This is a genomic window from Alkaliphilus oremlandii OhILAs (genome assembly GCF_000018325.1).
Classification (GTDB): domain Bacteria; phylum Bacillota; class Clostridia; order Peptostreptococcales; family Natronincolaceae; genus Alkaliphilus_B; species Alkaliphilus_B oremlandii.
The window spans coordinates 713,632-735,491 of sequence record NC_009922.1 but is presented as its reverse complement, the minus strand read 5'-3'; the positions used below and the strand labels follow the sequence as shown (position 1 = coordinate 735,491).

At 38.4% G+C, this 21,860-nt stretch carries 25 protein-coding genes; 4 read left to right on the top strand and 21 right to left on the bottom strand.

Annotation, left to right across the window (positions count from 1 at the left end; translation table 11 throughout):
* Nucleotides 1-82: 82 nt before the first annotated feature.
* Entirely contained in the window at nt 83-1,366 is a 1,284-nt protein-coding gene (locus CLOS_RS03470) for a D-serine ammonia-lyase (RefSeq protein ID WP_012158538.1), read from the bottom strand.
* Nucleotides 1,367-1,573: 207 nt separating this feature from the next.
* Here CLOS_RS03470 and CLOS_RS03465 point away from each other — a divergent pair, with 207 nt between their 5' ends.
* Complete coding sequence (locus CLOS_RS03465) at nt 1,574-2,806, top strand: aminopeptidase (protein ID WP_012158537.1); 1,233 nt, start codon at nt 1,574-1,576, stop codon at nt 2,804-2,806.
* Between the two features lie 85 nt (nt 2,807-2,891).
* Here the strand turns inward: CLOS_RS03465 and CLOS_RS03460 are convergent, their stop codons facing one another.
* From CLOS_RS03460 to CLOS_RS03400, 15 genes are all read right to left on the bottom strand, one after another.
* Nucleotides 2,892-3,608 (bottom strand): HAD family hydrolase, encoded by a 717-nt coding sequence (locus CLOS_RS03460; protein WP_012158536.1) that lies wholly within the window; start codon nt 3,606-3,608, stop codon nt 2,892-2,894.
* A 26-nt stretch (nt 3,609-3,634) separates the two neighbouring features.
* Entirely contained in the window at nt 3,635-4,519 is an 885-nt protein-coding gene (locus CLOS_RS03455; protein ID WP_012158535.1) for a cell division protein FtsX, read from the bottom strand.
* A complete protein-coding gene (locus CLOS_RS03450) occupies nt 4,520-5,194 on the bottom strand; it encodes a cell division ATP-binding protein FtsE (protein WP_012158534.1) in 675 nt (224 codons plus the stop codon).
* A gap of 39 nt (nt 5,195-5,233) precedes the next feature.
* Complete coding sequence (locus CLOS_RS03445) at nt 5,234-6,322, bottom strand: coiled-coil domain-containing protein (RefSeq protein WP_012158533.1); 1,089 nt, start codon at nt 6,320-6,322, stop codon at nt 5,234-5,236.
* A 50-nt stretch (nt 6,323-6,372) separates the two neighbouring features.
* On the bottom strand, nt 6,373-8,190 hold the full coding sequence (gene pepF / locus CLOS_RS03440; RefSeq protein ID WP_012158532.1) for an oligoendopeptidase F: 1,818 nt from the start codon (nt 8,188-8,190) through the stop codon (nt 6,373-6,375).
* A 188-nt stretch (nt 8,191-8,378) separates the two neighbouring features.
* Nucleotides 8,379-9,062 (bottom strand): P-II family nitrogen regulator, encoded by a 684-nt coding sequence (locus CLOS_RS03435; RefSeq protein WP_041718953.1) that lies wholly within the window; start codon nt 9,060-9,062, stop codon nt 8,379-8,381.
* A gap of 5 nt (nt 9,063-9,067) precedes the next feature.
* A complete protein-coding gene (locus CLOS_RS03430) occupies nt 9,068-10,552 on the bottom strand; it encodes a DUF1538 domain-containing protein (protein ID WP_012158530.1) in 1,485 nt (494 codons plus the stop codon).
* A gap of 355 nt (nt 10,553-10,907) precedes the next feature.
* Nucleotides 10,908-11,720 carry a zinc transporter ZupT gene (gene zupT / locus CLOS_RS03425; RefSeq protein ID WP_012158529.1) on the bottom strand — a complete coding sequence of 271 codons (813 nt, stop codon included), beginning with the start codon at nt 11,718-11,720 and terminating at the stop codon, nt 10,908-10,910.
* 177 nt (nt 11,721-11,897) lie between these two features.
* Nucleotides 11,898-12,797, bottom strand: a complete 900-nt coding sequence (locus CLOS_RS03420) for an NAD(P)/FAD-dependent oxidoreductase (protein WP_012158528.1) — start codon at nt 12,795-12,797, stop codon at nt 11,898-11,900.
* Between the two features lie 42 nt (nt 12,798-12,839).
* Nucleotides 12,840-13,154: a thioredoxin gene (gene trxA / locus CLOS_RS03415; RefSeq protein WP_012158527.1), complete on the bottom strand. Its 315-nt coding sequence runs from the start codon at nt 13,152-13,154 to the stop codon at nt 12,840-12,842.
* Nucleotides 13,155-13,388: 234 nt separating this feature from the next.
* Nucleotides 13,389-14,306 carry a pseudouridine-5'-phosphate glycosidase gene (locus CLOS_RS03410; protein ID WP_012158526.1) on the bottom strand — a complete coding sequence of 306 codons (918 nt, stop codon included), beginning with the start codon at nt 14,304-14,306 and terminating at the stop codon, nt 13,389-13,391.
* The gene (locus tag CLOS_RS03405; protein ID WP_012158525.1) at nt 14,300-15,394 is read right to left on the bottom strand and encodes a PfkB family carbohydrate kinase; all 1,095 of its coding nucleotides are present in this window, start codon (nt 15,392-15,394) and stop codon (nt 14,300-14,302) included. Before CLOS_RS03405 ends, CLOS_RS03410 begins: the two co-directional genes overlap by 7 nt.
* 177 nt (nt 15,395-15,571) lie before the next feature.
* Nucleotides 15,572-15,817 (bottom strand): hypothetical protein, encoded by a 246-nt coding sequence (locus CLOS_RS15800; protein WP_012158524.1) that lies wholly within the window; start codon nt 15,815-15,817, stop codon nt 15,572-15,574.
* 13 nt (nt 15,818-15,830) lie between these two features.
* Nucleotides 15,831-15,956, bottom strand: a complete 126-nt coding sequence (locus tag CLOS_RS16270) for a hypothetical protein (protein WP_278183746.1) — start codon at nt 15,954-15,956, stop codon at nt 15,831-15,833.
* On the bottom strand, nt 15,957-16,349 hold the full coding sequence (locus CLOS_RS03400) for a GntR family transcriptional regulator (RefSeq protein WP_012158523.1): 393 nt from the start codon (nt 16,347-16,349) through the stop codon (nt 15,957-15,959).
* A 345-nt stretch (nt 16,350-16,694) separates the two neighbouring features.
* Between CLOS_RS03400 and CLOS_RS16265 the strand changes: the two genes are divergently transcribed.
* Nucleotides 16,695-16,823, top strand: a complete 129-nt coding sequence (locus CLOS_RS16265; protein ID WP_278183745.1) for a hypothetical protein — start codon at nt 16,695-16,697, stop codon at nt 16,821-16,823.
* Between the two features lie 122 nt (nt 16,824-16,945).
* Here CLOS_RS16265 and CLOS_RS03390 read toward each other — a convergent pair whose 3' ends face one another.
* The 5 genes from CLOS_RS03390 to CLOS_RS03370 all read right to left on the bottom strand — a co-directional run bounded on the left by CLOS_RS03390 (nt 16,946) and on the right by CLOS_RS03370 (nt 19,720).
* Nucleotides 16,946-17,488 (bottom strand): hypothetical protein, encoded by a 543-nt coding sequence (locus CLOS_RS03390; RefSeq protein ID WP_012158522.1) that lies wholly within the window; start codon nt 17,486-17,488, stop codon nt 16,946-16,948.
* A gap of 32 nt (nt 17,489-17,520) precedes the next feature.
* Nucleotides 17,521-18,324 carry a sigma-70 family RNA polymerase sigma factor gene (locus tag CLOS_RS15505; RefSeq protein WP_156774384.1) on the bottom strand — a complete coding sequence of 268 codons (804 nt, stop codon included), beginning with the start codon at nt 18,322-18,324 and terminating at the stop codon, nt 17,521-17,523.
* A gap of 35 nt (nt 18,325-18,359) precedes the next feature.
* Nucleotides 18,360-18,668, bottom strand: a complete 309-nt coding sequence (locus CLOS_RS03380; RefSeq protein ID WP_012158520.1) for a hypothetical protein — start codon at nt 18,666-18,668, stop codon at nt 18,360-18,362.
* Nucleotides 18,669-18,878: 210 nt separating this feature from the next.
* A complete protein-coding gene (locus CLOS_RS16530; RefSeq protein WP_041718948.1) occupies nt 18,879-19,355 on the bottom strand; it encodes a hypothetical protein in 477 nt (158 codons plus the stop codon).
* The gene (locus CLOS_RS03370) at nt 19,352-19,720 is read right to left on the bottom strand and encodes a GntR family transcriptional regulator (RefSeq protein WP_012158519.1); all 369 of its coding nucleotides are present in this window, start codon (nt 19,718-19,720) and stop codon (nt 19,352-19,354) included. The genes CLOS_RS16530 and CLOS_RS03370 overlap by 4 nt, the downstream gene beginning before the upstream one ends.
* 162 nt (nt 19,721-19,882) lie before the next feature.
* Between CLOS_RS03370 and CLOS_RS03365 the strand changes: the two genes are divergently transcribed.
* Nucleotides 19,883-20,518 carry a nitroreductase family protein gene (locus CLOS_RS03365; protein ID WP_012158518.1) on the top strand — a complete coding sequence of 212 codons (636 nt, stop codon included), beginning with the start codon at nt 19,883-19,885 and terminating at the stop codon, nt 20,516-20,518.
* 80 nt (nt 20,519-20,598) lie between these two features.
* Entirely contained in the window at nt 20,599-21,762 is a 1,164-nt protein-coding gene (locus CLOS_RS03360; RefSeq protein ID WP_012158517.1) for a cation diffusion facilitator family transporter, read from the top strand.
* Nucleotides 21,763-21,860 lie beyond the last annotated feature (98 nt).

Genomic DNA, 21,860 nt, shown 5'->3' with positions numbered 1-21,860 from the left:
TCCGGAATTCTATAGAAAAACAGGGCCTAGCCCTGTTTGGATTAAAGATTTATAAAATTGATTACGCATTCAACTCATTCCCTTAGATTTCCTGCTGTTTTTTTCCTTCTGCATAGTATTCTTTTCTTATGGTTTCAGGCACTAAACTGCCACCTGTGGACCAGCATAGATGGGTGGCGTTTTCATTTTGGTCTCGATCGGAAAGGAAGATGGGTCCTAGGAATCCGGCCAAGGAGGATGGCTCTATATGAATGTTTTCCTCATCTACAAGAGTGGCCAATAGCTGGTACATTCTTTCATCGGATATGGTAAAGGCCCCACTTAAGGTTTCCTCCATGATTTTTCCTACGAAGGATGAAGGGCGCCCCACAGCCAATCCATCGGCAGCAGTTTTATTATCCAATCCGATATCCTCTACAGCGATCCCATCATGTTTGCCAGTAGCTAGTCCTAAAAGCATGGCAGGAGAATGGGTCGGCTCTGCAAAATAACATTGTACATGGTCACCATACACCAGCTTTAAACCATAGGCAACACCGCCAGGTCCGCCGCCGACGCCGCAAGGAAGGTATACAAATAGCGGATTTTCTTCATTGATTATAATCCCCATATCCTCTAATTGCTTCTTCGTTCGAATTCCTCCTACGGCATATCCCATAAACAAATTTTTTGAGTTTTCATCATCGATGAAATAACTATTGGGATCTGCATCCGATAGTTTTCTTCCCTCTTCTACTGCCTTTGAGTAGTCCGATGCATATTCCACCACAGTAACGCCCTTGGACCTTAACAGATCCTTTTTCCACTGTCTTGCATCTGCCGACATATGGACAACCACTTTAAATCCAACCTTAGCACTCATGATACCGATGCTTAGCCCTAGATTTCCTGTACTACCTACTTGAATCGTATATTCAGAAAAGAAATCTCTAAACCGCTTTTCTGCCAAAATCTTATAATCATCCTCATACTTGAGTAAATTATTTTTAATGGCCAGGTCTTCCGCATGCTTTAATACCTCATAGATCCCTCCCCTTGCTTTGATGGAGCCTGCAATGGGAAGTAAATCATCTCTCTTCAAAATTAAGTTCCCGTATATTTTCTTGTGATAATCCTTTTCCATTCTTTTTTTCATATGATCGATTGGAGATATTGGCGATTCAATGATGCCTTCTACAGTTTCTGGGAATACAGCCTTTAGATAGCTGGAAAATCTCTTGAACCGTTCCTCCGCTTCTAGCACATCCTCATAGGAAACCGGTAGCTTTTCCTTCACTAGATCAAACGCTTTATATTTTGGGTTGACCCATATGGTCTCTTTTAAATTTTTCAATTCCTCTAATAAAACACTGTTTTTATCTTCCATGGTTTTCCTCCTTAGAATTTAGGCTCTACTATTCATAGTCTTAATAAGAATATTCTAACACTCTTTAATATCTGTAAACAAGTGAAGAAAAAAAGAATAAGGCAAAAGATTCAAAATTGTGGTAAAATATAGTTGTTACATATGGACGTACCAATTATATATCGGTAACAAATTCTATTATTAATATTACTGGGGAGGTTCAATCGTATGATTCATTTAGAGCGCAATCTTGAAAAATATGCAGAGCTAGCTGTAAAGGTTGGCATTAACTTAAAGGAAAAAGAAGGCTTACTGATTATGGGGAATGTTGACACCCTACCTCTTGCAAGACTGATTATGAAGAAAGCCTATGAAGCAGGAGCAAAGCACGTTGAATTTCAACTGGCAGACGATGAGATGAGCATTATCCGATATCGCCATGGGAAGGATTTCGTTTTTGAAAGTTTTCCACAATGGAAGGTAGATTCTTTAGAGGATATGTATAAAGATAATTACCACCATCTGTTCATTATGGCACCAGATCCAGAGCTATTAAAGGATGTCGATGGAGATTTAGTGGCTCAAAGTCAAAAAAGTGCATCTGTGGCAATGGCGCCAATTATGCATTATCGAATGACTGGCTTTACAAAATGGTGCATCGTTGCCATGCCTTCAGCAGCATGGGCAAAAAGTGTCTACCCAGATTTAGAGACAACCGTTGCCATTGAAAAGCTTTGGGAAAAGGTCTTTGAAGCAACACGTGTGGATCAAGAAAATCCAGTTGAAGCATGGCAGGAGCATGATCGAAATATCAAAAAGTATAGGGATTTCTTAAATGAAAAGCAATTTGAAAAGCTGGTATTCAAAGCACCAGGGACAGATTTAGAAGTATACCTTGCAGAGGAGCATTTCTGGATGGGCGGCTCCAAAGAAAGTTTAGCTGGTGATCCATTCGTTGCCAATATTCCTACAGAGGAAGTATTCACTACGCCATATGCCCTAAAGGTTAATGGTACCTTAAAGGCTACAAAGCCGCTGAGCTTAAATGGCAAGCTGGTGGATAACTTTGGATTTACCTTTAAAGATGGTAAAGTTGTTGACTTTTATGCAGAAAAAGGATACGAGGTTCTAGAAAAATTAATGGAAAACGACGAAGGCGCAAAATATTTAGGCGAGGTTGCCTTAGTGCCGGACGATTCTCCAATCTCCAATACTGGCATCCTATTTAACAATACATTATTCGATGAAAATGCCTCCGTGCATTTTGCACTTGGCAGGGCTTACTCCTATGCCATGCAGAATGGCTCTAATCTAACAGAGGAAGAGCTGAAAGCAAAGGGCGCGAATTTCAGTTTAATCCATACAGATTTTATGGTGGGTGGACCGGAGTTAAGTATCGTGGCTTATGAAAAAGATGGCACCGAGGTTGAACTATTCAAAAATGGAAATTGGGTATTTTAAATTCTATTAAATAAAGTGCTTCTCTGGAAGGAGGTTTTAAAACCAGAGAAGCACTTTTTTACGATGATTTGTTTCATCCAGTTACTTATTTCAGAGACGGTAGGTTCTGTACAAACTTATGGAAATCTTTATAGCTTCCTTTATAGTCAATATTCTTATTTTCAAAATCATGGCCAATTACATGATCTTCGATCAAGTACGTTTTCATTCCGATTTCTTTTGCAACCATATCCTCTTGGATATCGTTGCCTACCATCATACAAGTGGACGGTTTCTTCTTAATATTTTCTAGAATTTCCTCATAAAACTTAATTTGTGGCTTACAGTAGTGCATTTTTTCAAAGCTTGTGATGAAGGTAAAATCTTCTTTGTTCAATCCCGCCCATTCAATGCGGTGGAACACAGATTTCTCTGGGAATAGTGGATTCGTCGCCACCACCAAAGTATATCCTTTTTCTTTTAGAAGCTGAATGGCTTCTATCATATGTGTATTTTGGGTGGATATCTTTCTGATATTATTAAAATCTTTTTCATAAAACTCTTCAAAAATAGGGTTCAATACCTCTGCTTCCAGATTGACTCTTTCATAAAAGTCTTCAAAAAAGGCCTCTTCATTAGTTTTTGTAGCATCTTCATGATCGATCATATACTTTGTTGATCGCCACACCGTTTTGGTAATCTCCTCTAAAGTAAAATAGCTTTTCATTTTACTGGACAGCTCTTGAAAATACTTCTTAACGAATTCCTCCGTATCCATTGGTAGTAGTGTCCCATCTAAGTCAAATAATATTGTTGTAATCATAAAATCTTCCTTTCTTTTGTATCTTTCTAAGACTCCGATGCATTGAGTCCGATGACGCTTCCTAAAGCACCTAAGAACCCGCATAGAGGCAGTATCCATAACACCATCTGATATAGCACGGTTTCCATGGGCGGTATGGACAGCAATGGCATGGCTCCGACGATCAAGGCGTAGAAATATTTTAATATAAAGAAGACCAAAAGAATAGCTAGAATTCCACCGCCAAGGGTCAACAACACGCCACATAACACATATGGAAATGCTATAAAAGGCTCCGGCGCACCCAATAGTCGGAGGGTGTCGATCTGCTCTTTATTGCTGTAGATGCCCAGCCGAATCATATGAGAGATAATCACCAATGTAGTGATCGCCGTAGCCGTCACTAGTAGATACCCTGTTTTCTTTATCATCTCAGCAATGCGACTCATCTGATCTAAAACCTCTTTATTATCCCGAATATAATCGATCCCCTCCACATTCTTCAGTTCCTTTAAGATGCTCCCAATTTTATCTAAATTAATTTCCACCTGGATAAAAGGGCTGAATGGATTTTCATCAAAGAATTTTAAAACTTCTGCTTCTTTTCCTAAAACTTCTACCATCCTACTGTAGGCTTCTTCTTCCTCAATAAAATACACTGCCCCTACGCCTTCAATCCCTTTTATTCTTTCTATCAGAGATCTTATCGCTCCTTCCCCCATGCTTTCATCAAAATATACATTCAGTTCTGCTTCGTTTTGGATCATTGCTACAATTTTACCAGTGGCCCACCCAGAGGAAATAACGAGGGTTAAAATAAAAAATATAAGCCCTGTACTCAGTAGCGATAATACGTTAGATTTTAGACTCAATCTAAAAATTGCTTTCGTTTCTCTTAGAAAATACCCTGTATTTTTCAGATATGTCTTCATCTACGCCAGCCCTAACCTTTCCACAGCAATCTGCCCTCTGTCCACCTGAATTAAGGTGGCTTCTTTTTCCGAATCGATTAAGTGGGTAGCGTGGGTAGTGATGATCACCGTTGTATTCTGCCTTTGGAGGGAGATCAATAGCTCCAGTATTTTTAGTGCATTTTCCTTATCTAAATTTCCCGTAGGTTCATCTGCCAAGATTAAAGCTGGCTTTCTCACCAAAGCTCGAGCAATGGATACCCGCTGTTTCTCTCCCCAAGATAGATGTTCCACCAAGGATGATGTTTTATGGGTTAGCCCCACTCTTTCAAGGGCTTCACTTGCCTGCTTCTTTAATTCCTTAGAAGGGATCTCCATAAACCGAATTCCCTGCATCACATTATCGATCACCGTTCTACCCTTCATCAATCTAAAGTCTTGGAAAATAGGCCCTATTTTTCTCCGCAATGCTCTAATTTTTCGAACTTCCTTTTCGCTGATTTTTTGTCCCAAAATCTCCAAGGAGCCTGTGGTTGGATAGATCTCTCCCAGCAATAGCTTTAGTAAACTGGTTTTTCCAGAACCACTAGGTCCTATGATATAAACCAGCGCTCCGCTTTCTATTTTAAAATTTGCATCCTTTAAAGCCACCGTTCCATCGGGATATGCTAAGCTTAAATTTATGGCTTCGATCATCTTTCTGCCCCCTTTTGGCAAAATTATTATGATAATATCCTACAATCTCGGTAAAACCAATAATTCTAAAGATCGATTCAATATCTCTACAGAAATAATCTCATTCTTCCCAATGAGCGGGCTAATATCCAATACCATCGGTCCTTCTTTAAATAAATCTGCGATGGCACTTTGTTCCAGTTCCATTCCAAAAAAGCTTCCTCGATTCACTTTGAATTCCAATTGATTTTTATTTAAAATAACGAATCCCCCTTGAAGTATCAAATACTTCTCTGGTAATTCCATCTTGATTTCATCTTTATAGAAACTGATTTCTATTTTTGGTAGGTACGCTCTGCCCGTTAAAATCTCATTAAATGTCCTCTCTTCAATCGACCCTCGAATTCCTTTTAGGGTTAAATTGATCTTCAATAAATCCTCGGGTAGATTTTCCGAGCTTATGATCCGGTTAAATTCCTTTGTTGTATTGTAGAACATAGGCTTAAGCTCATTCCAAACCACTTTAATATTGTCTAAATACTGACTATAATAATCCCGCTGCTCTGCCATGGTGTTTAAATACTGCTGGAGGTCATTTTTTAAGGCAATGTTTTTCTCCAGTGCTATCTTCAACCGTATTTTTTCTGCTTCAACTAAGGAAAGTTTTTCATCTAGATTTTCCTTGCTGAACACCATTTTTGCTTTGCTTTCCTCTAGGCTATTTAGAAGCTTTCCTGTATTTTTCGTCATGTCTCTCAAAATATTGATTCTTCTTAAAAATCCGCTAATGCTGTTAGATTCCAGTATGATTTTGATATAGGAGCCTGTGCCCATTCGCTGATAGCTTCTGAGAACCTGCTTTAAGTTTTCTTTTCCCTTTTCAAAAGACTGATTTTCCTGTTCAATTTTTATTTCTAAATCCGTAATCTCTTGGGTCATCCCATGGATTTGATTTTCTATCTGCTCTACTTCTCTTTCCATCGCTTCGATTTCCTGATGGATTAAAAACAAATCCTCCAATACAGTTCTCTCGTCCTCAGAGATTTGCGATAGTTTCTCTTCCAGCTCTAAAACAGAATCTGCCTCTCCTTCCACTGTATTAATAAAAAATAGTCCAAAGGAAAATATGCATATGTAAATTAAAACCATCCTGATATTTTTTTCTTGAACATGCCATCCTTCTCCTTTGGAAAGTCTTTTTATTGGTTGTGATTTTCTATCTGTTCCGTAAGCGCTATGATCTCGTTGATGATACTGCCGATATATGCTACCGTGTCTAATAATGGCTTTTCTGTTGTGATATCCACACCTGCCATTTTGGCAAGCTCTACTGGGGTCTTTGTCCCTCCCGCTTTTAGAACCGTTCTCCAATCTTCAATTGCAGGACTTCCTTCCTTTAAAATACGCTTGCTGACTTCTGTGGCTACAGTTAGCCCTGCGCTATAGGTGTAAGGATATAATCCCATATAGTAATGGGGCTGTCTCATCCAAGTCAGCTCCGCACCTTCATTGATGATAACATCTTCACCCCAGAATTTTTCGAGAACCTCTCTCTTGATGCTGCTTAACTTTCCAGCTTGAACACTTTCCCCTTTGTCTATCAATTTGTATACTTCTCTTTGGTAAGCTGCCTCCAATAGATGGGTCACAAAATTATGGTAATACGTTCTGCTAATCATGGAAGATAGCACCCATCTTCTAAACCGAGGGTCATCATTTGTCTTGATCAGATAATTTGCCATCAGCATTTCATTCATAGTGGACGGTGCTTCTATAAAGTATGTGGATGGTCTCGTATCAAATATATTTTGATTTTGCTGCGCCAAATAGAAGTGACCGGCATGGCCTAATTCGTGTGCTAATACGAACACTTCCCTCATTCGGTTAGTCCATGAGATTAAGATATAAGGATGTTTTCCATAAGGACTGGAGCAGAAAGCCCCAGTGGATTTCCCTTTGTTCTGTACAAAATCGATCCACCTTTCATTGTATGCTCTTTCAATCATCTCTAGATAATCTTCTCCAAGAACAGATAAAGCATCTCGGATATATTTTTTTGATTCTTCAATGGATATTTCTGGCTCATACTCAGGGTCCACCACCAGCTTCAAATCTGCAAAGGTCATTTCATCCAGTTTATGTGTTTTCTTTATCAGCTTTGCATACCTTCTCATATGAGGTGCCAGTTTTTCTAAAATAATGTCGATTTGTCGATGGTACAGCTCTTTATCTACCTTTTGACTGAACAGAAGGCTATCGATAACAGAATCAAACCCTCTGAGGTTTGCGATTACCTTCTCCTTTTGAACCTGCGTTTGATAGGTTGCAGCTATGGTATATTTATATTCCTGCAATTTAGATGAAAAGGCCTTGAAAGCTTCTCTTCGGATTTTATAATCATTTTCATATTCCCATTCATTTTCAAAGAGTACAAAGCTAAGAGGATAATTTTTATCTTCCACAGTAAAGTCTGCAAAATCCATATCTGCTAGCTTCGCCCTGTTATAAATTGCATAGGGCGAATTCAAGACGCCAGAGAGAGCGGATAAAGCCTTTTCTACCTCCGGGTGAAGGCGATGTTTTTTAGAACGCTTAATTTCACTTAAGTAGTTGCTATTGTCTTTAGAGCTTTCAATGGCTTCCTCAATAATCTTCTCATCTAAGGCTATAATCTCACTTTCTATAAAGCTCAATCGGCTTTGTAGCTCCGATACCTTATTGGAAAGCTTCATATTTCTTTCCTGATTTTCAGCATTTGCCTGATTTTCGGCAACTGCCAAATAGGCATATGTAGCGGTTCCATGGAATAGCTCTGTTACCTTTCTCAACTGATCTAAACATTGGTTGACAATCTCTGCGGAATTCAATCTCCCCTTATAATTCCCTTCAATGGCCAGTACAAGAGATTCTGCTTCCTTTACCGAAGCATTAAAATCCTCTTCTGTTTGAAATATCGCCGATAAGTCCCAAGTCAACGGTTCCTCGACATCCTTCCTCTCTTTCAATACTTTCCCCATACCAATACTCCTCCCATTTTTTATGCTTCGATGAATGATATTATTGTATGGTATATCTTCTATATTCAAGATTTGATTCCTTCTATATTTTCAAAAATAAAATTTGTTCGTAACTTCAACGGTTTAGCGATTTCAAGTACTCAAAATAAAAAAAGTTGACACTACTCATGATAGTGTCAACTTTTTTCTTATTTTACATCATCTTCCTGAACAAGGCCGGATGTCCGATTGACATCCATAACGAATAATACACCTTTTCCTGGCGCATCTATGTCCATTGCTTGATTAATGGCATTTACGATATCCTCACCTTTTTCTTTTTTAATGATGATCATTACAATTTCTTTCTCTGGTTCAATATGCATTGCAAAAAATGTATTGTTCTCGTGTAGCCCAGCACCTCTTGCATTAATGATGGTAGCACCCTTTGCTCCAGCAGCTGTAGCTACATCTACAACTTCCTGACCAAGGCCTCTCTCTACAACAGTCCAAATAACTTCATATTCCATATCACTTCTACCCCCTTTTATAGAATCTAAATTAGATTCGTGTCTTCGTCCTGATCCTATAATTTTCTTTAGATCTACAGAGAAAATAATCCCATGATTTGGTTTATCCATATGGAACTTTTCTGTTAAGTGATGATGAATCTTTTCTTCCATATCTTTTGTAGCACCAATTAATACAATTTCTTTTTTTACTTCATTCAGACCTAAAAACTCTAGAAAATTATTTTTAACGGTTCCTTTTCCTAAGAAAATCGTTGCTCCTGTTGCCCCGACGGTCTTAGCTTCTGTTAGAACTTTACTTCCTACGCCATAATTCACAACGGCAAATATTAAAACATAGTTATTATCAAAGTCTAAATTCACCGCAATCACTCCTCTCCAACAGCAGTTTTCTTCGCTTTATGCTTATATATTAAACCCAATACCTGTATTGCTATTAACGGCGTTAGAGCAACCAATGCGATTACACCAAAGGCGTCCAGCAACACATCTGCTCCTTCTGTAGCCTCTGCCACACCTTGGGCAAAAGCCAGGATAAAGGTGGCAGTCATTGGACCGGAAGCAACGCCACCGGAGTCAAAAGCAATACCGACAAATAAATTCGGTGCAAAATACGATAAGATTACAGCAATCAGATATCCCGGTACGAGTAAATGCCACAATTGTATTTCTGCTACCAGAATCTTTACCATAGAAAGTGCTACGGCTGATGCAACGCCTATGGATAGCGCATATAAAATAACCTTTCTTTGTATATGCCCACTTGTAACCGTTTCAATCTGCTCATTTAGTACGTACACCGCAGGCTCAGCAAATATTACCACGAATCCTAGGATAAATCCAATAGGAATGACAACCCAATTGTAATCTAATAGTGCAAGGGTATGGCCAATGGCACTTCCTGCCTCCATAAATCCCGCATTAACGCCTGTAAGAAATAGTAAGAACCCGATATATGTGTATAGTAAACCTTTTAATATTCGTGCGAATTGTTTTCTGGGTAATCTAATAATTAGAACTTGAAATATAAGAAATAAAACTAAGAAGGGAAGTAAAGCAAATGTTACTTCAACTAATAAAGCTGGTATTTCATGTAGAAATGGTCGTATGATACTTCCAGATGATTCTCCATGATAAGGAAGACTTCCTGTTAATTCTTTGATGCCCGATAATAAGCTCATGGTTAAAACTGCTAACATTGGACCGGCTGATGCGATTCCAACTAGGCCGAAACTATCCTCTTCTGATTCCTTTCCCCCCTGGATGGAGGCTACCCCTAGACCGAGTGCTAAAATAAATGGCACTGTCATGGACCCTGTCGTTGCTCCGCCTGAATCAAAAGCGATACCTAAAAATACTTTAGGTGCAAATAAAACTAAAGCAAAGATAATACCGTATAAAACTGTTAGTACTCTGTTTAATGGAACTTTAAATACGATTCTCGCCAAACCGAGGGCTACCATTATCCCAATACCGATGGAAACAACGATCAATAGTGTCGTTTGACCAATGGCACCAGAGGTTACTTCACTTACCTGCCTCGCTAATACGAGTAAGTCTGGCTCTGCAATGTTTACGAGGAATCCTAGTAAAAATCCAAATACAACAACAATCCATAATTTCTTCTTTTTTGCGATGGAGGATCCCATCAAGCTTCCTATGGGCTGAATTCCTATTTCAGCACCGAATAAAAAGATGGAAAGACCAAATATTATAAATATTGCGCCTACAATAAATCTTCCAATCATCTCTGTACCAATGGGGGCTATAGTAAAGTTTAGCAGTAATACAATAGCAGTCACTGGCAGTACAGACATTATTACTTCTTTGAATTTGTCAACGAACACGTTCATTTCAACCAACATCCTTTCTATGTGCACTGTAGCATTTCGTTCGGTACATTGGTTGGATGGTCATAAACTGAACTTTTCTGAGCGATGAATGTGATTTCTTTTAATATTACTTCCATATCGCGTTGCCTCCTCTCCCTTTCTTTTTAAATGTACGGAATATTTCTGATATTCATTCTGTATTTATTCTATATTATACACTTAAATTCCTTTATTCCTTAGGGCTTTCTTTATTAACTTTTGTTAATAAAGGAAAAATTGTTCATCATGCATATGGCTTAACGCTTTTATTCCACTGAATTTTATAAAAAATTACCACTACTCTTTTACAATTAGTGGTAATTTCACACTCTGTTTTTTAAGAAAATAACACAAGGCTTAAGGCCATGACCATCATTCCAGAGATTAATCCATAAATTGCAATGTGATGCTCTCCATATTTTTCGGCGGTTGGCAGGAGCTCATCTAAAGAGATATAGACCATAATTCCAGCCACGGCTGCAAATATAATTCCAAACAAAGCATCATTAAAGAATCTCATTAAAATGAAAAACCCGATCAATGCACCTACTGGCTCTGATAACCCTGATAGAAAGGAATATAAAAAAGCTTTTTTTCTATCTCCCGTAGCAAAATAGATGGGTACAGAAACTGCAATGCCTTCTGGAATATTATGAATAGCGATTGCAATAGCGATACTGACACCTAAAGTAGGGTTTTGAACAGCACTTGCAAATGTTGCCAATCCCTCTGGAAAGTTATGGATTGCAATGGCAAGGGCTGAAAACATCCCCATCCTTAGCAATTCAGAATTCTTTGTATTGCCATCTTCCATTTCTGTAACATCCCGAGCTTCATGGGGATTTTCGCCACTGGGTACAAATTTGTCGATCAGTGCAATAAAAGCCATTCCAGCAAAAAAAGCAATGGTTGTAATTCGATATCCCTTCGCTGCACCATAGTATAATTCCAATGAATCTCTTGCTTTTACAAATATTTCAATCATAGAAACGTAAATCATTACACCTGCTGAAAAACCCAAAGCTGCCGATAAAAATTTCTCATTGGTCTGCTTCATATAAAATGCCAATGCACTACCAATTCCTGTGGATAATCCCGCAAACAATGTCAATCCAAAAGCAAATAGCAGTGTATCTAAACTGATACTCATATTCACCAACTCCCTCTAGTATATTTTTTAGAATGATGCACTACATAACAATTGTATTTTACCCCCTAATCCATAATATAACATATATACCCCGATCTTTATATTATATTCGCTTAAATTCTATTTGTAATATTTTAAATTAAATCATATAAAAAGCACTCTTTTCAGAGTGCCTTTCTATTTTCCTTCAGTTGGGTTTGAGACCCCATCTGAATTTAGTTTTCGTCGTTCTAAGTAAGCTACTGCATTTAGGGCTGCAACCTGACCTTCACCCATTGCTTTTAAGTATTGATATGGTTTCCCAGTGACATCTCCAGCAGCGTAGCATCCCTCAAGATTCGTTTCCATATCTCGATTTACTTTTATGTGTGCATCTTCTACCAGCAGTCCTGGTACCAATTGATCCGGTGGAACACTATCCCGCAGGATAAAGATGCCATCACTTTGTATTTCAGAGTTTTTAAGGACCAGCTTTTCTACCTTAGTGCTGCCTACAATTTCAACAGGCTTATCTTGAATCACTTCAATGTTATGGTTTAAGCTATACTCTTCCTTCATCATGGGAACAAAATAGACCTTTTCAGCTAACTCACTCACATAGTTTGCTTCTTCAATAGACTCTTTATTATATCCTATGATCGTAACGGTCTTTCCTTTATATAAAGGAGCATCGCAGGTAGCGCAGTACCCTACGCCTCTTCCTAGAAACTCAGCTTCTCCTCTAAATGGTTTTCCAAATTGAATACCCGTAGCCAAGATCAAAGCTGTAGCTTCATATAGTTTACCATTGATCATAATCGCATAATAATCGCCCATGGCATAAATATTGTCCGGTCTTTCATACGTGATCTCGATGTCCATTTCATCTAAGTGTGCCTTAAACTTTTCTGCTAATTCCTTCCCACGGATACCATGGAACCCTACGTAGTTATCGATCCTAGGGGCTAAGTATAGCTTGTTGCTCAAGTTTTCATATCCAAATAGGATGATTTTCTTATTTCGAATTTTTGCATTGATGGCAGCAGTAATCCCAGCAGGACCGCTTCCCACAATAGCGATATCATATCGCTCTGACATTGATCGATCACCTCACTTACAAACTCAGAGGGCTCACTTCCTTTATATATGCTTTTCTAGCTTTTGTATAATCGCCGCTTTTGGCATAAAACCAACAAATCTGTCAACAAGGGCACCCTCTTTGAAAACTAAAACGGTCGGTATGCTGGATACGCCATATTCCATGGAGATCTCTTGATTCTCATCTACATTTAACTTTGTAACCTTCATTTTTCCTTCTAATTCTACTGCAACCTCTTCTAAAACAGGACCTAACATTTTACAAGGACCGCACCATGGTGCCCAAAAGTCTACGAGGACCGGTACTGTATCCTTAATTACCTCATTAAAATTACCTTGATTTACTTCCATTACCATGCTATATTCCTCCTTATTGCGATTACATTGTGCCTCTTATCACTGAATTTTTTGTGAACCCATACAGTTGTTATATTTGTATATCGTAATATTATAATATAACTTCTTCTATACTTTGTCAACCATCTTCCAGGATTATATTATTATGAATCCGATTCCTAGACTTTATGCAGGCTAATAGCATACATAGAAAATTCAGCGGAAGTTCGATCTCCCGCTGAACTGTGTTTTTGTTTATCCAAGCTTTGCAAGCTCCACTGCAAGCTGTGCACCAACCTTAGCATTGTGATATACAAGTTGAATATTCGCCTCTAGGCTTTTACCTTCCGTAATCTCCTTAACCTTTGACAAAAGGAATGGCGTGCTTTCTTTACCTTTGATTCCTTTTTTATCTGCTTCGATTACTGCCGCTTCAATGGCTGTATTAATTGTATCATAATCCATTTGATACGCTTCAGGGATTGGATTTGCTACTACCATGCCACCCTTTAGACCTAAATCCCATTTTGCTTTCAATGCATTTGCAAGGGCCTCTGCAGAATCCACTTTATAATCTACCTTAAATCCACTTTTTCTGGTATAGAAAGCTGGAAGCTCCTCTGTTTTAAATCCAACAACTGGAACCCCTTGAGTTTCTAGGTATTCTAGAGTTAAACCAATATCTAATATGGATTTTGCGCCTGCACAAACTACTGCAACATCTGTATTTGCAAGTTCTTGTAAATCTGCGGATATATCCATGGTTTCAGCAGCACCTCTATGAACGCCACCAATGCCACCTGTAGCAAAAACCTTAATTCCAGCAAGAGCAGCAATAATCATAGTAGATGCAACCGTAGTAGCACCATCTAACTTCTGAGATACAATGAAAGGAATATCTCTTCTAGATGTTTTTACCACATTTTCAGCTTTTCCCAAATACGCTACTTCTTCTTCACTTAAGCCAACCTTCAATTTCCCATTAAGGATTGCAATCGTAGCAGGAATTGCACCATTCTCTCTGATAATTTTTTCAACGTTTAAAGCAGTCTCAACATTTTTAGGATAAGGCATCCCGTGAGATATGATGGTAGACTCTAAAGCTACAACTGCTTTCCCTTCTTCTAAAGCTTTTTTTACCTCTGGTTTAATTTCTAAATAGTTTGCTAACATGATAAGATATCCTCCATTTTTAAATTTATATTTTCAATCGACATACTTGGGTTGATGGTGCTTTCATGGGATATTGCGATGATTGAAGCCGCAATGCCAAGCTTTGCACTTTCTTCTATTTCCAGATCGTTCATATAAGCATAGGCTAAGGCTGCTATAAATGCATCTCCGGCGCCGGTGGCATTAACAACCTTGGTACCCTTCGCCCGGACACGGCCCCTTGTTGTATTATCGCTGTAAAATACGCCTTCTTCCCCAAGGGTAATGAACACTCTTTTGACACCAGCCCTGTGTAAATAGTCCGCTGCGTTTTCTAAATCTCGTTCATCGTTGATCGGCATTCCTGTGATCACTTCAGTTTCAATCTTATTGGTTTTCACAGTGTGAAAATAGCCGATAAAATCTTTAACACGCTTCGCCTTTGTAGTAGAAACGGTATCCAGAAAAAAATCCAGTGTCTTATGTGCGGTTAAAACGTATTCGATTACCGATGCCGGTATATTGGTGTCTACAACACATAATCTAGAGTTTTCAATCACATGCTTTTTATCCTTAATAAAATCTACAGTCATTCTGTCGTATATATCCATATGAGATATTGCAACAGCCATATCGCCCTGTTCATTTAAAATAGATAAATAAGTCGATGTGGATTCTCCCTTTAGTATTAGGGAATCCTGCATACCCAATCCAATCAGTCTTGATTCTTCTAATATTTTACCACCGTAAACATCATCCCCGATGACGCTGATCAGGTTCGTGCGAATGCCCAGCTTCACTAAGTTCTCGCCGATATTTCTCCCTACACCGCCAAGAGACATTTTTACTGCTCCAACATTGGAATCTTTCAATATCAATTTACTTTTAGGAAATCCTTGAATATCGATATTGGCTCCTCCAATAATTGAAACATAGGAATCATCTCGAAAAATATATCCCTTTCCTAAAAGAAAACCTTTCTTAACTAGGTTTGTAATATGAACAGCAACGGATGATCTGGTTATGCCTAAAATCTGAGACAATTCATTTTGAGAAATTATCGGATTTTTTCTTATGATCTCTAATATTTCCTGTTCTCTATTGGTCATATCAACACATCTTTCTTTTAAGTATTTGCTTATACAGTAAGCAATTGTTTATTTAATTTTATCTCTATTTTTTTATTCTGTCAATAAAAAAAGCTTCTAAAGAAATTCCTTGGAAGCTTTTTTATACGGAAAAACGCTGGTTGGTATACAGAAGCAGTAAAAAATCGCTTATTTTGTTTATGATGCCGAAAAATATCCACAATCACCATTTGGTCTTACTTGCAGCCCAGTTTTTTTCTCCTTCAATGATTTTACTTTACTATGGGTCACCCAGTAGTTTGTAGTCGTAATCAGGATCAATAGAAGTACACCAAAATTGGATATGTTCATATTATTTACTTTCATGGCAAAAAGATGTATGAAAATAATCATAAATATTCCAGTGAGGATAAAATAACGTTTATAGTTCTTTTTTATTTTCAAGATTTCAGCTGCTTCACTGCTTCTTCAGGAATGCCGATGCCAAAGAATAAGGTTTTTTCATAAAGTTCGGCGTAAGAAAACCAATAATCATGACGGTAAAATACACAATCAATCGATTGGCCACCACCAAAAAATCCATTTATCCTTCGCCCTTTAAAATATATTGTTCATAGTTTTTTGCTACGAGCGCCATGAATTCTTCCTTTGTTACGCCTCTTAAATATGCTTCTGCCGTTGTAATGTTTAGGAGTTCCTCTAGGGTGGTGATATATGCTGTAGTTTTTTGGGCATTGAGATCTGGATTGACGATGACACCGCTTTTTCTGTGAATCACAACCCAGCCTTCCTGTTTTAATTGGTTGTAAACCTTATTTACGGTATGAAAGTTGATACCGATATCCGCTGCCAACTGACGAACGGAAGGTAGATCTTGCCCCAGCTTTAAGTGACCCAAAGCGATTTCCCTTATGATCTGGTTTTTAATCTGCTGATAAATTGGGATCTCTGACTCAAATTCTATTTCTAAAAACATAAGTTCCCTCCATCATATATTTATTATATATAATATATAACAGATATCCTTTGTATTCAAGAATTTTAAAAAGACTTCCTCTATTTTCTTAGAGGAAGTCTTTTTTCTACTCCTTAACCGGCGCCCTCCGAATCAGTAAAAAGACCATAGAGGCAATGATAAGGATGGCTATCACAAAATTTATCGCTGCAATATAAGGATTTGTAAATAAATTTTTTAATCCCTTCTCTAAAAAACTAATGAGGTTTTCGCATAAAGAACGGTATACAAACAAGCAAGCTACAAAGGTAGTATTATCAAATGCAAGGAGGTACACTACAAAATAGTTTTGTAGTGTACCTCCTTGTGGCTTATAAATTTTCTGTCTTTTCTGTATTGGATCTCATTGGAAAATGCTCAAAAGGACTTGAAGCTCTAACAAAAAATTTTCCTGAAGACAGAGGGATTGCATATTGGCACGGTTCTGGAAGGTAACCCAACGCTTCTAAAAAGAGATACCCGCACGGTAAAATGTGCGGGTATCTCTTTCTAGTTGGAAATCAACTGGTTAATGGTCGGGAAACCGTCTCCGAGTGTCCCTTTTAGGTCAACCAGACTTAGGGTTCTGACAAGTCGTTCCCTCGCCCCTCAAAGTAGTCTATTGCGCGTTGATTGCAAATCTCCATAGCGTTCGGCTCTGACAAATCTGTGCCGTTTTCCAAAATGTCTTCTGGAAATCTACTGCGGAGTGAGCTTTCATAGTTCTCACCGTCTTCTGGTTCCCAATAATCCGTGACGCTGTACAGACCATCTGCGCTTGCAAAGGTGATAACACAGGGGTTGCTTCCTCCTCCCGTTAGCTTTGCCTCACCTTCTTCAAATTGGTATTGAGCGTAAAGAGCCAACAAATATACCTCGGTAGATTTGTCCTGTACCACAGTCTTAAGTATCTCATGGTACTCAGTGGCAAATATCTGCTTATCGTCGCCTCTAAAGCGGTCCCTGTTGTGAGAGATTATTGCATCTGACACTGCTTGTTCCAACGCCATGTCCACACTAGAATCTAATTGATCGTTCTCATCTTGATGAGTCGTGCAGGCGCCCAATATAAAAATACACAGTATTGCGAGAATTGAACACATGCGCAGGTTGTTTTTCATAAATGATCACTCCTTCGAGTCTTATTTGCTACTTAATAATTCTTGATCACATAAAACGAATACGTAGAGGTAAGTTCGGTATTGCCAAACGGAGCATCTTTTCTATTGCGATTATGTGCAGTGTAACAGACATCAACCGTATTGTTGATAGATATTAGCACTGAATGACCGGGTCTGGTTGCAAAATTTCCTGCGTTTGTATTCGTATAGCTTTCCTTAGTTGCATAGCCATTATCAACCATATATTTAGCGAGTTTGGATGTGCTAATCCAAGCACTTGAATCCTTCTTCCACGTACTGTCTCTTGGAACTCCACCAGCTTTGATACACTGGGAGACAAACTCACGAAGCAGTGTCCGTCCTCGATTGACACGGGTACTGACTGCTGTCTCACTGATTCCCAAATGTACGGCAATCTCACGATCTGTATACTGCAACAAAAACTTCATTTCCAATGTGGCACGATATGTTTCAGGCAGTCGTGTAAAGAGTGCCACAAGCTCCTGATAATTCATATCGTGATTTGGGACTTCTGTGGGTGCATCCCATTCCTCTAATGGAACTGTTTTTCGCTTCTTTCGGAGAATCATCAACGCTTCGTTTTTCGTTATGGAAACGAGCCAAAACAGCAATTCCCCACAGGTAATTTTCGAAATTTTCGAAAAATTTTTGATAACCTGTATCCACGCATTCTGTACAGCATCTTCTGCATCCTTTTGATCTGATAGAATCCGCAGGGCAACCTTCTCCATTTTGGCATGATACTCCTGATAAATAGCTGTAAATTTTTGACGGTCAGCTTCGTCATCTACAAATGTGATTAAATAATCCAGCACAGGACTTCCCCCCTCTGTAACAGGTATCCATAATATCAAGACTCCTTGAGCCACAGGCTAAACTCCTGCATGGTGTGAATGTTGGCAGGAATATGGGTCAGCTTTTTTCGTGGTAGCAAGTCCACAATGTCTTTAAAGTCCTGTGCCTTCGCCTTTTCTAAACGCTCCTGCCAGTCAAGGCGCAGCAGTTCAAAATAGATATGGTTTTTCGCAACGATATTCAGAGCAGACAGCACCTCATCGGCATACTGCTGCTGCTTGGTTTCATACAGTTTTATAAGCGCCTTGCCCACGCCCTCAAATAACGCTCCAAATGACCAGACATCTAAATAAAGTAGCTCCATCAGACTTATTATATTCTTGATTATGCATTAGTCTTAAAAAAATTGCAAGACTTTGTTATGATGCAAATATAGACTAATATTAAAATAAATTAAAAATTAGTCTTTCTGAAGTTGAGGTGATCCTCTTGATTGTAAAATAGCAAAAGCCGTCACTCCACGGCAATGGAATGACGGCTCACGAAACCCGACAGTTTCAAAAATTGGTTGCTCTCATTGTAACTTACAGGGAGCGAAAAAGCAACAGGAAAATGCGGATGCTGGGGTACGGTTACTACCCTTTAAGGTAAGCAAAGCATCAAGAAGTATGTTGCCATAGAACAGCTTGACCGAGAAATGCTGCTGGAGCTCATCAATTATATTGAAATCGGGGAGCGTAAAGAGGTGGACGGGCTGAAATGCAGAGATGTGGTCATCCACTATACCCTGCTTTATGTGAACACTAGTAACAATTTCTATGCCCATGATGGCTTTAATTTTTTGCTGAATATATTGAAATAATGCAAATACAATCACAGGCGAAATCGATACCAGTATCTTCATCGTATGATTACTTCTATAGTACACCAAATTAACCATCCAACCGAGGAATACAAAATCAGAATACAATGCAATTGTAATATTTATATGGTCCAGTGCCTTTGTATCCCCATATTGCTTCGTTATTCCTTTTATTTCAATGATCTTCATTTAGAATTTCTCCCTTCTATCATTTCTACAATTTCATTTTTAGAAATATTTAATTTTGAAGCTTCTTCAAGTAAAGATATAACGAAAGTTTCATAGAAATTTTTTCTCCGCTTATTCAAGACTTTTTCCTTCGCTCCCTCAGATACAAACATCCCTACACCTCTTTTTTTATAAATAATCCCTTCATCGACAAGTATATTTACGCCCTTCCCCGCTGTTGCTGGGTTTATCTTATATTTTGTTGATATTTCTGTAGTGGAAATAATCTGGGTTTCTTCCTCAAATATTCCTTTTAAAATACTATCTTCAATAGCCTCCGCTAGCTGTAAGTAGATGGGTTTTTCACTATTAAAATCAATATTCAATATTACACCTCCCTCATTAGTTAATTACTTGTGTAATTAACTATATAACTAATTCTACATTTTGTCAATCACTTTGAATTAAATTTGTTCAAATTTTGATTGCATCTATATTTCTGATATACTATTTCTAATCATTCAATTCAAAATATGGGAGGTAGAACAATGAGTTATCTTGATTTTATCTATAAAAGACATAGCGTAAGAAAGTTTAAAAATGAAGAGGTTCCTTTAGGGGATATTCAGGAGATCATAACAGCGGCTACCCATGCGCCTTCTGGAAAGAACCTTCAAAATTGGCATTTTGTCGTGGTAACAAATAAAGAAATCATCCGTGGAATCGCTGATACCATTGTAAAAAAAGCTAAAGCAATAACAGCATCCATCAACGATGAGGCTCTTAAAACAGGATTCCTCAGCCGTATCCACCATGCTACTTTATTTACAAATGCACCTGTAACAATATTGATATTTGCTGGACACTATCCAATTACAGGCCTCGATATCTTGGAGGCAGGAGGTGCAACGAGAGAAGAAATCCATCGATTAGCTGCAGCCAGCCCAGGCATACAAAATATCGGTGCCGCTGTTCAAACCCTTATGCTTGCTGCTGCAAATATGGGCTACGGTACCTGTTGGATGGCTGGTGCAAATTTTGCAGGAAAGGAAATTGCAGACTTTATTCAATTTGAAAAAGAAGGATACCATTTAGTTGCCATAACACCCCTAGGAATACCGGAAGAATCTGAGCTGAGCAGTCCAGCTCGAAAGCCGCTGGAAGAAATTATGACAATTCTATGATAAAATATAGTCCTTCCATTGGTTTTAATGGGAAATTGGGGTATCATATATAGATATACATCATTTCAGGAGGATTTACTTTGATTAAACTATTGATAAAAAAATTCATTAAGGATTATGAAAACACCAATGATAAATTTGTAAGAGAATCCTATGGCGTTTTAAGTGGTGTCGTGGGCATTCTTTGCAACATCTTTTTATTCATCCTAAAATTGTCCATCGGTTTATTCATCAACAGCATCGCTGTTATATCCGATGCCTTTAACAATCTAACAGATTTGGGCTCCTCATTAATCGCTATTATCGGAGCGAAGATGAGCAATAAGCCGCCGGATCCGGAGCATCCTCACGGTCACGGCAGATTTGAATACATTTCATCCTTAGCCGTGTCCTTTATTATCTTTTTCGTTGGATTACAGCTATTTGGTACATCTTTCAAAAAGATTCTACAACCGGAAGAGGTATTATTCAGCCCCTTGTCCATCGTCATCCTTACACTTTCAATCTCTATAAAGCTTTGGATGTATTCTTACAATCGATATATTGGCAAAGCCATTAATTCCAGCATCAATAAGGCCACTGCACAGGATAGCTTAAACGATGTCATCGCCACTAGTGCCGTAATTATTACAACAGTCATCGGAAATTTTATAGATTTCTCTATCGACGGCATTGTCGGTGTAGTGATCTCCCTCATTATCCTTTATTCTGGTTTTGAGATTGCAAAGGATACAATTAATTTACTACTAGGCTCCTCTCCAGATCCTGAGCTGGTCAATACCATAGAGGCTTTGGTCTCCGAAGGAAAACATATTATAGGAACCCATGATTTAAAGGTGCACGACTACGGTCCCGGCCGTGTGGTAGCTTCGATTCACGCCGAAGTCCCTGATAAATCCAATATCGTTGAGATTCATTCTGTCATCGATGAGCTGGAAGAAAAGATTGCTAGAGAGCTGGGAATTAATATGGTCATCCATATGGACCCCATCTCTACAGATATCCATCGGATCAATGAAATTCATACCGACATTACCCATATCCTTCAAGGGATTAATGAAACTTTTCGTGCTGATCACCTTCGCATCGCTGATGGAGAAGCCCGAACGAATATTATTTTCGATTTAGTCGTTCCCTCCAATATATCCAGCGCCGAGCACGATTCTGTTATCGCTTTAGTTTCTGAACAAATCGGCCAGCTCAATGGGAATTTTCATACAGTGGTTAATATTGTTACACTATAAAAGTTCTGTACATCTTTTTGTTTTTTAAACAATACAACATTCAAATCTGTATATTCTAAACAATAAAACCGATGGGAGCATATAAATTTTATATGCTC

Coding starts and splice junctions, on each gene's coding strand:
- CLOS_RS16270 (WP_278183746.1), bottom strand. CDS start 15,956: ATGGATTTTTTGGTGGTGGCCAATCGATTGATTGTGTATTTTACCGTC.
- CLOS_RS03400 (WP_012158523.1), bottom strand. CDS start 16,349: ATGTTTTTAGAAATAGAATTTGAGTCAGAGATCCCAATTTATCAGCAG.
- CLOS_RS03470 (WP_012158538.1), bottom strand. CDS start 1,366: ATGGAAGATAAAAACAGTGTTTTATTAGAGGAATTGAAAAATTTAAAA.
- CLOS_RS16530 (WP_041718948.1), bottom strand. CDS start 19,355: ATGAAGATCATTGAAATAAAAGGAATAACGAAGCAATATGGGGATACA.
- CLOS_RS03365 (WP_012158518.1), top strand. CDS start 19,883: ATGAGTTATCTTGATTTTATCTATAAAAGACATAGCGTAAGAAAGTTT.
- CLOS_RS03390 (WP_012158522.1), bottom strand. CDS start 17,488: ATGAAAAACAACCTGCGCATGTGTTCAATTCTCGCAATACTGTGTATT.
- CLOS_RS03430 (WP_012158530.1), bottom strand. CDS start 10,552: ATGAACGTGTTCGTTGACAAATTCAAAGAAGTAATAATGTCTGTACTG.
- trxA (WP_012158527.1), bottom strand. CDS start 13,154: ATGGTAATGGAAGTAAATCAAGGTAATTTTAATGAGGTAATTAAGGAT.
- CLOS_RS03445 (WP_012158533.1), bottom strand. CDS start 6,322: ATGGTTTTAATTTACATATGCATATTTTCCTTTGGACTATTTTTTATT.
- CLOS_RS03410 (WP_012158526.1), bottom strand. CDS start 14,306: ATGTTAGCAAACTATTTAGAAATTAAACCAGAGGTAAAAAAAGCTTTA.
- CLOS_RS03405 (WP_012158525.1), bottom strand. CDS start 15,394: ATGACCAATAGAGAACAGGAAATATTAGAGATCATAAGAAAAAATCCG.
- CLOS_RS03420 (WP_012158528.1), bottom strand. CDS start 12,797: ATGTCAGAGCGATATGATATCGCTATTGTGGGAAGCGGTCCTGCTGGG.
- CLOS_RS03380 (WP_012158520.1), bottom strand. CDS start 18,668: ATGGAGCTACTTTATTTAGATGTCTGGTCATTTGGAGCGTTATTTGAG.
- pepF (WP_012158532.1), bottom strand. CDS start 8,190: ATGGGGAAAGTATTGAAAGAGAGGAAGGATGTCGAGGAACCGTTGACT.
- CLOS_RS03460 (WP_012158536.1), bottom strand. CDS start 3,608: ATGATTACAACAATATTATTTGACTTAGATGGGACACTACTACCAATG.
- CLOS_RS03450 (WP_012158534.1), bottom strand. CDS start 5,194: ATGATCGAAGCCATAAATTTAAGCTTAGCATATCCCGATGGAACGGTG.
- CLOS_RS03465 (WP_012158537.1), top strand. CDS start 1,574: ATGATTCATTTAGAGCGCAATCTTGAAAAATATGCAGAGCTAGCTGTA.
- CLOS_RS03455 (WP_012158535.1), bottom strand. CDS start 4,519: ATGAAGACATATCTGAAAAATACAGGGTATTTTCTAAGAGAAACGAAA.
- zupT (WP_012158529.1), bottom strand. CDS start 11,720: ATGAGTATCAGTTTAGATACACTGCTATTTGCTTTTGGATTGACATTG.